Source organism: Enterococcus sp. C63 (genome assembly GCF_040887215.1).
GTDB classification, from domain to species: Bacteria; Bacillota; Bacilli; order Lactobacillales; family Enterococcaceae; genus Enterococcus_B; species Enterococcus_B hirae.
This window is the reverse complement of sequence record NZ_JBFOFI010000001.1, coordinates 1-15,492: the sequence shown is the minus strand read 5'-3', so window position 1 is coordinate 15,492 and position 15,492 is coordinate 1. Positions and strand designations below refer to the sequence as shown.

Annotated in this window: 11 protein-coding genes; all 11 read right to left on the bottom strand. The window is 33.6% G+C overall.

The window, feature by feature from the left end:
* Positions 1–39: 39 nt before the first annotated feature.
* Positions 40–1,791: a DNA helicase RecQ gene (gene recQ, locus AB3H90_RS00055; RefSeq protein ID WP_368015898.1), complete on the bottom strand. Its 1,752-nt coding sequence runs from the start codon at positions 1,789–1,791 to the stop codon at positions 40–42.
* 673 nt (positions 1,792–2,464) lie between these two features.
* Positions 2,465–4,294 carry a translational GTPase TypA gene (gene typA, locus AB3H90_RS00050; RefSeq protein WP_010737451.1) on the bottom strand — a complete coding sequence of 610 codons (1,830 nt, stop codon included), beginning with the start codon at positions 4,292–4,294 and terminating at the stop codon, positions 2,465–2,467.
* 151 nt (positions 4,295–4,445) lie between these two features.
* On the bottom strand, positions 4,446–5,234 hold the full coding sequence (locus tag AB3H90_RS00045; protein WP_368015897.1) for an inositol monophosphatase family protein: 789 nt from the start codon (positions 5,232–5,234) through the stop codon (positions 4,446–4,448).
* Between the two features lie 4 nt (positions 5,235–5,238).
* Complete coding sequence (locus tag AB3H90_RS00040) at positions 5,239–5,514, bottom strand: UPF0223 family protein (protein WP_095454273.1); 276 nt, start codon at positions 5,512–5,514, stop codon at positions 5,239–5,241.
* A 289-nt stretch (positions 5,515–5,803) separates the two neighbouring features.
* Entirely contained in the window at positions 5,804–6,703 is a 900-nt protein-coding gene (locus AB3H90_RS00035; RefSeq protein ID WP_368015895.1) for a hypothetical protein, read from the bottom strand.
* An 805-nt stretch (positions 6,704–7,508) separates the two neighbouring features.
* Positions 7,509–7,955, bottom strand: a complete 447-nt coding sequence (locus tag AB3H90_RS00030) for a hypothetical protein (RefSeq protein ID WP_368015893.1) — start codon at positions 7,953–7,955, stop codon at positions 7,509–7,511.
* Between the two features lie 352 nt (positions 7,956–8,307).
* The gene (locus AB3H90_RS00025; protein ID WP_368015892.1) at positions 8,308–9,606 is read right to left on the bottom strand and encodes a hypothetical protein; all 1,299 of its coding nucleotides are present in this window, start codon (positions 9,604–9,606) and stop codon (positions 8,308–8,310) included.
* Positions 9,607–9,992: 386 nt separating this feature from the next.
* Entirely contained in the window at positions 9,993–10,346 is a 354-nt protein-coding gene (locus AB3H90_RS00020; RefSeq protein WP_368015891.1) for a hypothetical protein, read from the bottom strand.
* Entirely contained in the window at positions 10,346–10,522 is a 177-nt protein-coding gene (locus AB3H90_RS00015; protein WP_158000817.1) for a hypothetical protein, read from the bottom strand. The genes AB3H90_RS00020 and AB3H90_RS00015 overlap by 1 nt, the downstream gene beginning before the upstream one ends.
* Before the next feature lie 480 nt (positions 10,523–11,002).
* Positions 11,003–12,856, bottom strand: a complete 1,854-nt coding sequence (locus AB3H90_RS00010) for a helix-turn-helix domain-containing protein (RefSeq protein WP_368015890.1) — start codon at positions 12,854–12,856, stop codon at positions 11,003–11,005.
* A gap of 192 nt (positions 12,857–13,048) precedes the next feature.
* Positions 13,049–15,492: transposase (locus tag AB3H90_RS00005; protein ID WP_368015889.1), on the bottom strand; the 2,444-nt coding region annotated here is incomplete at its 5' end.

Sequence of the window (15,492 nt, the reverse complement as noted above, 5' to 3'; positions counted from 1 at the left end):
AAAACAATAGATGCACTAATTTTACAAACGATACACTACTTAACTAGAAAGTATCAGTGCTAAAAAAGCGTCCCCGTATTTGTCTAACTTGCTTTGTCCTACCCCTTTTATCTGCAATAAAGAAAGTCGATCTTTTGGACGTTGTCGACTCATTTCTTTTAAAGTCGCATCTGAAAACACCACATAAGGCGGCACGCCTGCTTCAGAAGCTAAGTCAGTTCGTAACTCTCTTAGCGTTTCAAATAAGGTGTCAGCTTCTTCATCAGAAAGTTGTTGGACTTTTTCAGCTTCTTTTTTAAATACTTTTTGTTTCCCTTTTAACACTTCGATTCCTAGTTCCGTTACTTTCAACGTGGGGTATTCACCGTTCATTGAATACAGATAACCACCAGAAATAAGATACTCGATCAACTGAAGAATATCTTTTTGTGCCCATTTTTTTAATAAGCCATAAGTTGATAACGCTTGAAAACCTAGCATCTTGACTTTTTGTTCTTTCGAACCAGCTAATACCTTCATCAACAATTGTTTCCCATAATTTTCACCCATGCGTTTCAAGCAAGACAACACCATCTGTGTTTCAGTCGTTACATCGACTAGTTCACGTTCATCTAAACAGTTACCACATCTTCCACATGGGATACTTTTTTCGCCAAAATAAGTAAGAATATATTGTTGCAGACAGGATTCGATGTAGACGTATTCCGTCATTGCTTTTAATTTTTCGTATTCTTTTTGTTTTTGTGACTCTTCTCGTTGGGATTGTTGGATAAAAAATTTTTGGACCTGGATATCTTGGGGAGCAAACAACAAGACAGCCTCACTTAAGAGCCCATCACGACCTGCTCTTCCCGCCTCCTGATAGTAAGCTTCTAAAGAACCAGGAATCTGATAATGAATGACGAAGCGGATGTTACTCTTATTGATCCCCATGCCAAAAGCATTCGTTGCAACTAATAATTCTGTACGGTCATATAAAAAGTCTTCTTGGATTTCTGTTCGTTGGCTTTCACTCATCCCACCATGATATCTGCCAACACTGAAATCAAATTTCTTTAACAAATGATAGATTCGATCAACTTCTTTGCGGGTAGCGGCATAAATGATCCCTGATTGCTTTTTATTGATACGTAGATACTCAATTAAGTACTGCTCTTTTTTTTGATCTTTTACTACTTGTAAACGTAGATTTTCTCGTGCAAAACCCGTTTGAATATGATTATCCATTGGTATCTTTAAAAGTCTTTTAATATCTTCTGCTACTTGCTTTGTTGCAGTAGCAGTCAATGCCACAATGACCCGTCGTTGATCAAACGTGTTTAATGTTTCTGCCATATGAAGATAGCTTGGACGAAAATCATGTCCCCATTGTGAGATACAATGCGCTTCATCAATCGCTATCAGTTGCACGTGCCAACGTTTCATTGATTGGATAAAATCTGGCATGATAAACCGTTCTGGCGCAACATATAATAATTGGATTTGTTGCTGTTCGAGTAATCGAAACCGAGAAGCAGTCTCATAACTATCCAATGAACTATTGATAAATGTCGCTGAAATGCCTAACTGATTGGCAGCATCTACTTGATCTTTCATCAGAGAGATCAAAGGAGAAATGACTACAGTCAAGCCATCCAGCATCAACGCTGGCAATTGATAACAAATGGACTTCCCACTTCCTGTAGGCATGATCCCTAGGACGTCTTCATGATCAAGTACCTTTTGGATAATTTCTTTTTGTCCAGGGCGAAATACTTCATAACCAAAGTATTGTTTTAATATATCATTCATTTTATCCCTACTTTTTAGTTGATTTAAGAGGTTGTGAAAAGGGCGCTTTGACCTGAGCGCTCACCAAGTAAAAACTGCGCCGAGTAATCGAAGGAGCATTAAGGATGAAAATCTCGAAACAGCTCCCCATGTTTTACGAAATTCAGCTTTATGTCAAAAAACTGTCGCTCGTCCCGGTTTAGTTTTTTTATTTATAAAAAGCCTAGAGCAATCTTTTATTATTGACTCTTCTATCGCCCCTCTATAACTATAATACGTCAATTATATTTTACTTCTCCAAGCAATCAAGTACAACATGCTTTTTGTGAAACTTACGCTTTTCGTGAAACAAAAACCGAGGTAATTAAAGATTTTAAAAAGACTTTTAATAAACTTTTAGCGTACTTATTGAATTTTTCTTTTAATTTTTATTAACTTCTCCACAGATAACAATTTTAGAAAAAGGAAAAACAATTCTCTCCTTTTAATTTCAAACAATTGAATACGTTCTAAAAAATTGAGAAGCAAAATTTTCCGACAGTATTTTTCTTTTCATCCACTTTAATGCTGATTTACCAGTCATCTGAACAAAAAATAAACCGAAGATGCCCGAAAATAGTTACTCCTATTTTGGGACTTCTTCGGTTTATTTCTCAAAACTAAACATCACTGTATCAACAAGTTGAACAGATGATTATTTTTTCTTTTTAGAAGCTTTTTCACGTGCATTTTTGTTTAAGATTTGTTTTCTTAAACGGATACTTTCCGGTGTTACTTCACAATATTCATCGTCATTCAAGAATTCTAACGATTCTTCTAACGTCAATTGTTTTGGTTTTTTGATAACAGATGTTTGGTCCTTGGTAGCAGAACGAACGTTAGTCATTTGTTTTGCTTTCGTAATGTTAACAGTCAAGTCATTGTCACGACTATTTTCACCAATGATCATGCCTTCATAAACTTCTGTACCTGGTTCAACAAAAACAGTTCCACGTTCTTCGATACTCATGATTGAATAAGTTGTTGCTTTTCCAGTATCAATCGATACTAACGCACCTTGGTGTCGTCCACCGATTTGACCTGGTAACATTGGTAGGTATTGATCAAATGTGTGGTTCATGATTCCGTAGCCACGAGTCATTGAAAGGAATTCAGTTGAATAACCGATCAAGCCACGAGCTGGTGTTAAAAATGTCAAACGGATTTGTCCATTACCAGTATGGATCATGTCTTGCATTTCACCTTTACGTAAGCTTAATGATTCGATTACGCTACCCATATATTCTTCAGGTGTGTCGATTTGAACACGTTCAAAAGGTTCACATTTCACGCCATCAATTTCTTTTTCGATAACTTCAGGACGAGATACTTGTAGTTCATAACCTTCACGACGCATGTTTTCGATCAAGATTGACAAATGAAGTTCTCCACGACCAGAAACAGTCCAAGCATCTGGAGAATTTGTTGGTTCAACACGCAATGAAACATCCGTTTGCAACTCAGCCATCAAGCGTTCTTCAATTTTACGAGCAGTGACATATTTCCCTTCACGGCCAGCAAATGGTGAATTATTCACTAAGAAAGTCATTTGCAGTGTTGGTTCGTCAATGTGTAGAATTGGCAGAGCATCTTGATGGTCCACAGGTGTCACTGTTTCCCCAACGAAAATATCTTCCATTCCTGATACGGCAATTAGATCTCCAGCTTTTGCTTCGTCAATTTCTAAACGTTTCAAGCCGAAGAAACCAAATAATTTAGTTACACGGAATTTTTTAACTGAACCGTCTAATTTTAGTAAGGCAACTTGGTCCCCTACTTTGATCGTTCCACGGAAGACACGACCAATCCCGATACGTCCAACATAGTCGTTATAATCAAGCAATGATACTTGGAATTGTAATGGTTCATCGCTATTGTCTACTGGCGCAGGGATTTTTTCAACAATTGTATCAAAGATCGGTGCCATTGTTGGTTCTTGATCAGCTGGATCATCAGACAAGCTAGATGTTCCGTTTAATGCTGAAGCATAGATAACTGGGAAATCTAATTGATCATCATCTGCACCTAGTTCAATAAATAATTCTAATACTTCATCAACAACAAACTCAGGTCGTGCAGAAGGTTTATCAATTTTATTCACAACTACGATCGGTGTAATATGTTGTTCTAGCGCTTTTTTCAAAACAAAACGAGTTTGTGGCATCGTTCCTTCATAAGCATCAACTACTAAGACAACGCCGTCAACCATTTTCATGATTCGTTCAACTTCGCCACCAAAGTCCGCATGCCCAGGTGTATCCATGATATTGACACGAATCCCTTTATAATCAACTGCGGTATTTTTTGCTAAAATCGTGATTCCACGTTCTTTTTCTAAAGCATTTGAATCCATCGCACGTTCTTGTAATTGTGTGTGTGCGTCTAATGTATCTGATTGTTTCAATAATTCATCAACCAATGTGGTTTTTCCGTGGTCAACGTGGGCGATGATCGCTACGTTACGGATATCATTTCTATAGTTCAATGTAACTAACTCCTTCTCGGTTCTTTATGACAGTGCAATTTTACTCGACTGTTTATTATAGCAAACTTTTTTCATGAAATATAGTAAAATGTTTTCATTTTTTCGAGAAAATTAATATTTTAGCCATATTTTTCTTAATTTTGCGGTTTTTTTACTTATTTAGCGAATCAGCCGCAGCAATAAGTGCCCGAATTTCATCATAGGCTTGAGGTGTAGCCGCAATATAATATTCTCTTCCTCGAAATTTTAGCTTTTCTCCTGAGATACCGCTATATTTCATTCCAAATTCAGCGAGTAAAACATTCCCTGCGCCATAGTCCCACGGGCTCAAATTTGCAATATAACCAATATGTTTCCCTTTTAAAAGTGCAATCATTTCTAGTCCTGCACATCCATAAATACGAACACCCATACTTTGTTCACCAATCGTTCGGACATTCCACCGATTATGACTAAAAAGATAACCGTTCAAACCAATAAGTCCATCTTTTAAACGAAGGTCTTCTGGCTTAGTTAACGGATGGTCATTCATATAAACACCTAAATCTTTTCCACCCCAATACAGCGCTTCTTTCATCACATCATAAATAAAACCAAGTTGTCCAATACCATCTTGATAAACACCTAACATAATACAAAAATTCTCTTGTTCAAGCACGAAGTTCATAGTTCCATCAATTGGATCAATAATAAATACCTGACCTTCAAAATTTTCTAACTCACTATATCCTTCTTCTTCCGCAAGAATTTTCGCTTCTGGATTATACGCCTGAATCTTTTCAATCAAAAAAGCTTGGATATCACGATCCATATTGGTAACCAGATCTTTTCGATTGGATTTTTGATCAACTTTAAGCGTCTCGATTTGTACCGCACGTATTTTCTCCGCTGCTTCTTCAAGCCAGATTTTGATCTGATGGATCAGCTCTTGTTTATTCATGTTCTCACCCATTCATTTTTAGGATTTTTTTCTGATTCTTTTTTGCTGCTTGAACTGTTCGATACAATGAATAACCTGATACTTTTTCAAATTCTTTTCCTAATCTTTTTTCTTCCCCGATAGATGGAATAACTGTTTTGAATTGTTGGTATGATTTTAAAAAACGAGCATTATCGATGCCCTTTTCGTTGGCTAACTCTAAATCCTCCCACATCTTCATTACAATGACCATTTCTTCGGTGGTCCAATCTAAATCAAGCGGGTATTGATAATCTTGCATGCTTCATTCTCCTATTTCCTATAGTCAAAATCAGTGTATCATAAGAGTAAGTACATAACCAAATAGTTTTGATTAAATGGTTTACATAATTAATTTACGGTTGAATAACAAAGTTTATATCGCTAGCTAAGAAAAATAAGTAATAGTCTATAAAAATTCACACATTCATACAAAGAACCGTCACCAACAAAATAGAGAAAATAAATTCTGTTGGTGACGTATGTTTATTTATTAAGATAAGAGAAAAAGATCTAACATTTTTACTTTTCCTAAGGGATTTCATATGAAACTAACGTCCTTCATGTTCAGGTATGTTTAACGAGCTCATAGACGCTTCATTAGCAAAACTATGATTTATCCGATATTGTTCATTTATTTTAGTGGCAGTGTATGTTTCATCTTTTGAAATTAATTTAAACATTCCCTTCTGTAGCTCAGCAAATTTAGAATTCCCTTCATTTTCTAAAAAAATCTTATAGAACCAATTTTGAGAGGATAAAGACGAATTTTTAATATAATGGCAATGTGGCGATGCTTTGACAACAACTTCAATAAGTACTTCTGTATCGACCTTAGGCCTATATGATTCATTATCCTTTCTACTTAAATAATGAAGTAAGGTGCTTTTAACATCTCGTTTAGTAATGATATTTCCTCCATTAACAGCTAGTTCATTGTATTTTTGAATCGTTTTGTTTAGTTCAAAATTTATTATATTATCGCTAAGTATCTCTTCTGATGATATAGTACTTGGAATCTCTGCTGCATTAATATACATCGTAAATTCAGACGAAGAAACATATTTTTCTAAATTTTCAGAAAACCTCTCCAAACTTATTGGATTTTCTAAAATTGATTTGGGTAAAATTTCACTGAACTGAGATTGTTCAGAAATTCCTATTTTATTCATAATAATACTTATTTCCCTATTGGCCTCTTCACTGAGAGGAACTACTTTACCAAACTCTGAATGTTCACTCAAAATTTTTTCAACGATACAATGATAGCTTGATTTTTCTAATAGCTCTGGTAAATAATCGTTTAATTTTTCCCATGGAAATTTTAGCTTTTCTTCTAATACTTGTTTCATACTTTTGGTACTAATCTTATTTGAATGTGCAAAAGTTTGAAGATCTTTGTCTGGCCTAAGTAAAAAAGATTTTGTTAGTTTATTATCTTCTTTATTCATCTGTTGACTACCTCCTACAAAATATTAATAGTTGCTATCTATTTAGTTCTACATTAAGTATAGTTGGATTGTTCGATAGTCATTATGTCGATTCACATTGCCAACATTTGGATTTACATGAATTTTTTGTATTTGAGTAAACTTCATCTTTTTACCCCATTTCTTTTTTTACATAACTCTCTAACGTCCCTCTCAATACTTTTTACTTTTATATCATTTTTTATTTGTGGTTTGTAGTGCATCGCTCATCTGGTTGATTTGAATTTTCTGTGTTGTAACCGAGATCTTATCATTCAAACTAGATAAATGCGTGTGCAAATTGTTTTGATGTTTTCTCTTTTTTCTCCAATTTTCATATTCTATCACCGTAGTCTAAAATTATTGCCAATTAAGCTAGATAAGTTCATTAACTTTTTTATAAAAAAAGCTTATCATGAAATCGGTCACAAGACAGACCCTTTTATTTTTTTTTTTGAAAATTATGTTCATATTACAACACTGTATATGAAAAATTTTTAGTATAATGGAGTGTTGTAGGTTATTATGCGGAATTTTTTATAGCACTATTCAACAGCAAATGAAGTCGTGGATCATTTACTTTCCCCAGGAACTTCAGCTTATTGTTACCACAAAGAGATACCAACTAACTATGATTGAGAAAACGCTACTTTTTCCTAGTTACTACAAGAAATGCTGAAAGAACATACTTTAATGTGAAGCAAAAAACATCAAAACTAGTTGAAGTTACTAATTTTGATGTTTATTAGAAATCTTATTAGATTTGATAAAGAACTAAGAGCTATAATTATCTCGATTTCTCTTCTGTTTTTACACGTTGTTCTTCTGTATGAGATGCTACGAAACCCTTCTGCAAACGTTCTCTTATTTCCATTAATTCATGTTTTTCTTCTTTATCACAAGGTGTTTGACTAATATATTGACCAGTAATTTCAGTATTTTTATGCCCATTTTGATGGTATTTCTCATTCAATTGAATGAACGCCTGTTGTCTACATTCCTTCATTAATCTTGTTATCATAAAATCTCGAATATTTTTCAATGGCGGATAAAATAATTCGCTGAAAGCAAGCCCTTTTCCTTCTCGCTTTAACAAAAGCAATAAAGAAATACCTTTAATTTCGTATTTATCCATAATGGTCTTTTCAATTTCAAAATACGCTAACGGATTTTTTTCAAAGAGATCTGATAGATGGTTGAAATAGTTCATTTGATTCTTTTTGATAATTTTCATAATATCGTTCCGTTAATAAATAAGTTTACTGTTTTTGTAAGATTCTGTTCTACAGCACTTGCTCAGATCATTTTATTCAATTATCAGAAACACTACCACTTATGTACAAACGTCTATACATCCACTCTCAGGCATTTCACTTATTTTCCATAATCAATTCCTTTTTAATACATTTATTGTTTCTCTATTTTAACATCGAATGTTCTAACAAATAATTCACTTTTTCTTCTTTTTAGAAAAAAATGTTCGATCAAAATCAAATTCTTGGTCTTTTTCTGAATAATTTTTTGTTTGTTTTATTTTTTTCTAAGGTTTATTCGATTTTACTAATGATTATCCTGTTAGAATTTTATTACGTCCTTCCGCCAAAAATTAAATTTGGACTCGTATCTTGTTTATGTTCTATCCTTATATTACTTTCTGTAGCCGTAATTTTAGCATTTCCAATACTTGCTGAAAAAGTTTGAAGTCCTTGTGATTTTATTTCTATTTCTTTTAGTAATAGATCATAATTTTTAATCCAATTATCCAACGTTTTCGGAACCAAACGATAGTATTTACATACTTGCTTTTTAGTCATTTTTTTATTCTTAAGTAAACGAACGCATGCTACTTTAACTTCAGCTAGACAAGACAACTTTCCTGGCAGTAGCTCCCTATTTTTTAATTCTTTGAGAGTTGTTATTATGTACTTATTTCTAAGTGCCTTATTGTATTTATTATCCCAATTTCTTAAATTCCTATCAGAAATGTTCAATTTGTCACACAATTTTTTCTGAATTAATCGTTTACTTCTCCATAAAAGTACACAAGCTTCCTTAACCTCATTAGTACAATTCAGATACTCCTCAGTTTGTTCCCTACTCCTCAACTCTTCGATAGTCGATATTGTTTTACGAGTTAACTTCTCTTTTTTATCTATATGTTCTGATTCACTATTGGCTGACTGATCGGGGACAACATCTTCATGTTCAAGCAACTTTTGAAATGTATCAATTGATAATTCCAATATGTCACAAAATGTCTCTCTTGTGATAACTGATTGAATGGATTGATATAGTTGAACGTAATCCACTTTAGGATATGTTTTATTGACTTTTTTTGGTAGAGCAAGCTCAAGAGAGTGCGCCGTTTGAGAAATAGGCTGTTTATCAATTTGTTTGATTGCCTGAGCCACTGGGATGTTTTCGGAACTTTTCGTACGCTTATCTTGTATTTCCTTTTCTGTAAAGTCACTTATATTTCGATTCTGATGATCAGATTGTTCTTGATGTTCATTTGATTTCGCCTCATCAGATATTCGTATTCTTTTTGGTTCATATATATCACCTAACACTTTCACTGCTTGCTCTATCGTATAATTGCCATTTAACAGCGGATTATATAATTCGTCCCATCCTTGAAGATTAACTGATTTCTGCTCATCAAACATTTGTTTTCTTTTTGTGTGAACTGTATTGTCTGACACTTCCACTGTTTGAGCTATCGGAAGTTTATCCTTTAATATAGGGTTGAATAAATTGCCCGAGTCTTGGTGAAGCAAACGATGATCTTCATTTGCCTCGTTTAAATCATTCGAACCTTTTATTTCCTCATTCTCATCACCTACATGACAGCCCTCTTGAGGAATTTTAATCGTTTCATTTTTCATAGGGGCACTCTCCTTTAGAGTAATTTAACATTAAGTTAGTAAATAACTACTTCCGCTAAAAAATCAAATAATTGATATCGAAATGTGTCGATCCAATTGCTTTTTTATTTTTCAGAAAAAAAGGTAAAAATAAGAAAAGACACCTCGAAACCATTTAGAATGGATTTGACTGACCAAGTCATAAAAGGATTCAAGCTGTCTTATACTCAACTTATCAAAGATACCTTAAATACACTAGACCTAACAATCTATAGCTAATAGAAAGGACAAAAAGGAATTTTTCTTCTTTCTGTCCTTTTTATTCTAAGATTTCTCTTTACCAACATTAGTTGTAAAAAAACTAATTTTGATATGTATTAGCTAACCTTATCCGGCTGGACAAAGAGCTAAAAGCGATTATCTCGATTCTCCTCTATTTTTACACTTTGTTCTTCTTTAGGATATTTTGCGAACTCCTTCTTCAGGTGTTTTCTTATCCCCACTAGATCACGTTTTTCTTCTTTATTGTCAGATGATATAAAGTATGGGTCTGTGATTTCAACAATTCTATGCCCATTTTGTTGGTATTTTTCATTCAATTGAATGAATGCCTGTTGTCTACATTCCTTCATCAATCCTTTTATCATAATCTCTCGAATATTTTTCAATGGTGGATATAATAATTCGCTGGATGCCAGACCTTTTCCTTCCCTTTTTAACAAAACCAATAAAGAGATACCTTTAATATCCTGTTTATCCATCATTTTTTTTCAATTTCAAAATAAATTAACGGTTTTTTTTCAAAGAGTTTTGATAGATGATTGAAATAGTTCATTTGATTCTTGTTGATGATTTTTCTAATATCGTCCCATTGAGAATGGCACCTGACATCTTTTGTATGAGGGTCAACATAAACCCCTTCTTCTCTTTTACTCATCATTCCCGACCTTTCTTTCTAACGTATCTGACTTGATTCATTGTATATAGATTTTTTCCAAAAAATAAAATTAAGTCATTCCCGTTGACAATAGAGCTCCATTTATTATTTTTGCTGCTAAATCTTTGTTATATTCAATATTTATAAAACAAGTTTACCGTTTTTGTGAGATTCTGTTTAATAACAACTTAACCATAGCTTTTGTCCAGCCGCTAAAATACTATCAGAGACTTACAAACGTTCATATAATGCAATCTAAGGAACTTGACTTCTTTTCCATAATCATTTCCTTTTTTATTCATTTATTATTTATCTATTTTAACATCGAATGTTCTAACAACTAGTTTACTTTTTCTTCTTTTTAGAAAAAAATGTTCGACCAAGATTAATCCATTGGACTTGGTCAACATAATTTGTCGGTTTATTTTCATTGTATCTAATGTTCATTCCAATTTTACTTGTGATTAACTGGCTAGAATTTTATTGAATCCTTTGATTACCCAAGACTAAATTTGGACTCTTATTTTGCTCATGGATTAACCTCGCATTATTTTCTGCTGCTGTAATTTTAGCATTCCCGACATTGGTTGAAAAAGTTTGGCGTTCTTGGGATGTTCTTTCTGAATTTTGGAGTAATCGGTCATAGTTCTTGATCCAGTTATAAACCGTTTTCGGATTCAAATGATAAATCTTACATAATTGCTTCACGGACATTTCTCGATTCTTATATAAAAGAACTAATTTTATTTTAACTTCATTCGTACAACACAGCTTTCCTGAATTTAGCTTCCTTTCTTTTAATTCTGTAAGAGTTGTTATTATATTCTTCTGCTGATTTCTATGTGCTTGATTGTATTTATCCATCCAAGCTCTTAAAACCCCATCAGTGATGTTCAATTTGTCACATAATTCAGTCTTAGTCTTTGAGCAACCTCTCCATAAAAGTACACAGGTCTCCTTCACTTTATCAGTACAATCCAGATACCCATCAGTTTGTTTGCTACTTATTAATTCTTCGATAGTCGATATTGATTCACGAGTTAATTTCCACTCTGTATACTCTTTGAGCCAATTTAGAAAGGGCATATAGGGTAAATTTTTCTTATAACAAAAATAAGTGATAGAATTGTAAGAATGTTTAGAATTAAGATATAATTTAACATTTTCCAATTTGTATTCTTTTGGGAAAACTATTCTTTTATCCCTTGGATATCTTATTTCACTATTGGTTGACTCATCTGGAACAGCTTCTTTAAGCAACCCTTGAAATATATCTTCTGACAATTCCATTATGTCACAAAATGTCTCTATTTTGATGGTCGACTGAATGGATTGATACAGTTGGATATATTCTAAATAATCATTCTTAGTGTCTGATTGATTGGCTTTTTGTGGAAGAACTGGGTCAAGAGAGTGCCTCGTTTGAGGATTAAGCTGCTTATCGGTTTGTTTGGTTGTTTGACTTTCTAAGTGCTGTATATTATGTAGACCCTCAGATAAATGAGCAGTAGCTCTTTTTGGATGTCTTTCTTTGTCAAGCACCGTTTCCTGATTCTGATTCACTGGGGTGCTTTCTGAATTTTTCGTACTCTTGTCTTGTATGTTCTTTTGTGTAAAGTCACTTGTGTCCCTATCATTATGTACGCTATGCGGATTCTGGAGATGTTTTTCTTCATCAATCGAAGATTCCGAATTTTGGCCCACTACAGAGTTCATTCGATTATTTTCCAGATCAAACATATTTCCAGTTTCTATTTCTTGTCCCTCTGTTTGTCCTTTCCTCTCCTCGGCTATCCTTTGCTCTTTTGTTTCATGATTAGAAAAAAGAGTATCGGCTAATTCTAATTCTTGACGAGTCAGAGGACCCAGTTCGAACACGTAGCGTACTAGGTCTTCTTCTGGACTGGGCTTATTGCCCGATTCTCTTGTCGTTTGAGGTGGGAATTGTGAATCATTTATGGTGTCTCGCTCATTAAATAAATGGTTATTTGCGCCTTTTAGCCTTTTTGGATATCCCACGTTTTCGTCTGATCTAGGGTGCACTCGCTTATTTCCTGAATCAAACATATTGACATCTTTTATTCCTTGTTCCTCTATTTGCCCTATCCTTTGCTCCTTTGGTTCAAGATTAGAAAAAAGAGTATACGCCGCTTCTAATTCTTGAATAGTTGGAGGACCTTGGTTGATTATGTGACTTACTAGCTCCTCCTCCGGACTGGACTCATTAACCAGATGATTATCTTGTCCTAGCTCACCATATGACTGTTGCCCATTTCCATTGGAACCTATTACATTCTTTGTTATGTATCGTTGTTCCGTCCATTCATTTTCCATAGTAATTTCCTTTTCTAATTATTTATCTATTTTAATATCAAATTTTCTAGCAAATAGTTTATTCTTTCTCCTTTTTAGAAAAAAATGTTCGATCAAGATCCAACTATTGTTTTTTTTCAAAGTAATTGTTTAATTTATTTCAATTATATTTAACGTTCATTCCACTTTACCTATAATTAACTTATTAGAATTTTATTGGATCTTTTGATTACCCAAGAATAAATTTGGACTCTTATTTTGCTCATTGGCTAACCTCGCATTATTGTCTGCTGCTGTAATTTTAGCATTCCCGACATTGGTTGAAAAAGTTTGGCGTTCTTTTGAATCTTTTTCTGCACCATTAAGTAGTAGTTTATATTTATTGTACCAATTATAAAATGTTTTAACGTTCAAATGATACTTTTGACATATTCGTCCCTTGGTATTTTTTGTATCATTTAATAAAAGAATACATTCTTTTTTGACTTTCTCCGTACAACTCAAATACCTGAACTTTAAATCCCTATTTTCTAATTCTGAGAGAGTTGTTATTATTTTCTTCTGCTCATTTCCATGTGCCCGGTTGTACCTATCTTCCCAAGATCTTACAACCATATCATTGATGTTCAATTTGTTACTTAATTCAGTCTTAGTCATTGAGCAACCTCTCCATAAAAGTACACAGGCTTCCTTAACCTTAGCGGTACAATCCAGATTTCTCCCATTTCGTTCCCTACTGATCAATTCTTCGATAGTAGAGATTGATTTACGAGTTAAATTCCCCTTTTTATGTTCCTTTATCCAAGAACTAAAGGAACTATAGTCTAAATTGTTCTTATCACAAAACTGCCGTTTAGATTTGTAAGAATGTTGAGAATTGAGATATAAATTGATCTTTTCTAATTTATATTCTCTCGGTATAATTTCCCTTTTATTCTCTATATATCCTAATTCACTATTAGTTGACTCAGCTGAAACAGCTTCTTTAAGCAACTCTTGAAATGTATCTTGCGACAATTTCATTATGTCACAAAATGTCTCTATTTTGATGGTCGTTTGAATGGATTGGTATAGTTGAATATATTTTAAATAATCATTTTTAGTGTATGATTGATTGACTTTTTGTGGAAGAACAGGGTCAAGAGAGTGCCTCGCTGGAGGATTAAGCTGCTTATCCGTTTGTTTGGTTGTTTGATCCCCTAGGTTACTTTCTAAGTTTTGTATACTATGTTGCATCCTTTGATTGCCTTGACTCTTACCTTGTTCATGAGCTAACCTCGCATTATTGTCTGCTGTTGTAAATTTAGCATTCCCGACATTAGTTGAAAAAGTTTGGCGTGCTTGGGATGTTCTTTCTGAATTTTGGAGTAATCGGTCATATTCTTCGATCCAAGCATTAACCGTATTCGGAGTCAAATGATAAATCTTACATAATTGCTCTATGGACATTTCTTGATTCTTATATAAAAGAACACATTCTCTTTTAACTTCCTCCGTACAACACAGCTTTCCTAGCTTTAACTTCCTTTCTTTTAATTCTGTGAGAGTTGTTATTAACTCCTGCTTCTTACCACGTGCCTGGTCGTATCTATTATTCCAAGTTCTTAAAGTCGCATCAGAAATGTTCAATTTTTTACACAATACCTTGTGTGCTATTCGCTTACTTCTCCATAAAAGTACACAGGCTTTCTTAACCTTAGCAGTACAATACAGATTTCTCCCATCTTGTTCCCTACTGATCAATTCTTCAATAGTCGATATTGATTGACGAGGTAATTCCCCCTTTTTATGTTCCCTTATCCAAGATCTAAAGGAATCATAGTCTAAATTGTTCTTATCACAAAACTGCCGTTTAGATTCGTAAGAATGTTGAGAATTGAGATATAAATTGATCTTTTCTAATTTATATTCTCTCGGTATAATTTCCCTTTTATTCTCTATATATCCTAATTCACTATTAGTTGACTCAGCTGGAACAGCTTCTTTAAGCAACTCTTGAAATGTATCTTGTGACAATTCCATTATGTCACAAAATGTCTCTATTTTGATGGTCGACTGAATAGATTGATATAGTTGAATATATTCTAAATAATTATTCTTAGTGACATTTTGTAGAAGAACAGGATCAAGAATATACCCCGTTTGAGGAATAGTCTGCTTATCCGTTTGTTTGGTTGTTTGATGCCCTAGGTTACTTTCTAAGTTTTGTATACTATGTAGATTCTCAGATAAATGAGCAGCAGCTCTTTTTGGATGTCTTTCTTCATCAAGAGCCGTTTCCTGATTCTGATTCACTGGGGTGTTTTCTGAATTTTTTATACTCTTATCCTGTTTCTTTTGTATAAACTCACCTGTGCCCCTATCATTATGTATGTTATGCGGATTCTGGGGATGTTTTTCTTCATCAATCAGATATTCCTGATTCTGATCCTCTATAAAGTTTACTTGATTATTTTCCGAACCAGGCTGATTAACTGCTTTTCCTGCCATTGTTTGTTCCATTATAGGATATTCTACCTGTTGACTATTTGACGATTCATCGAATAATTTGTTCGATTCTTGACGTTCACTTAATTCCATTACATACTTCATTGGTTTTTTTCCTGAGTTTAATGTCTCATCAAATCTCATTAATATTTCCGTTATTTCTTCTGTCA

What these genes read in the sequence shown, in the direction of transcription:
- recQ (WP_368015898.1), bottom strand. Translation starts at nt 1,791, where the DNA reads ATGAATGATATATTAAAACAATACTTTGGTTATGAAGTATTTCGCCCT.
- AB3H90_RS00045 (WP_368015897.1), bottom strand. Translation starts at nt 5,234, where the DNA reads ATGAATAAACAAGAGCTGATCCATCAGATCAAAATCTGGCTTGAAGAA.
- AB3H90_RS00040 (WP_095454273.1), bottom strand. Translation starts at nt 5,514, where the DNA reads ATGCAAGATTATCAATACCCGCTTGATTTAGATTGGACCACCGAAGAA.
- AB3H90_RS00035 (WP_368015895.1), bottom strand. Translation starts at nt 6,703, where the DNA reads ATGAATAAAGAAGATAATAAACTAACAAAATCTTTTTTACTTAGGCCA.
- AB3H90_RS00030 (WP_368015893.1), bottom strand. Translation starts at nt 7,955, where the DNA reads ATGAAAATTATCAAAAAGAATCAAATGAACTATTTCAACCATCTATCA.
- AB3H90_RS00025 (WP_368015892.1), bottom strand. Translation starts at nt 9,606, where the DNA reads ATGAAAAATGAAACGATTAAAATTCCTCAAGAGGGCTGTCATGTAGGT.
- AB3H90_RS00020 (WP_368015891.1), bottom strand. Translation starts at nt 10,346, where the DNA reads ATGGATAAACAGGATATTAAAGGTATCTCTTTATTGGTTTTGTTAAAA.
- AB3H90_RS00015 (WP_158000817.1), bottom strand. Translation starts at nt 10,522, where the DNA reads ATGAGTAAAAGAGAAGAAGGGGTTTATGTTGACCCTCATACAAAAGAT.
- AB3H90_RS00010 (WP_368015890.1), bottom strand. Translation starts at nt 12,856, where the DNA reads ATGGAAAATGAATGGACGGAACAACGATACATAACAAAGAATGTAATA.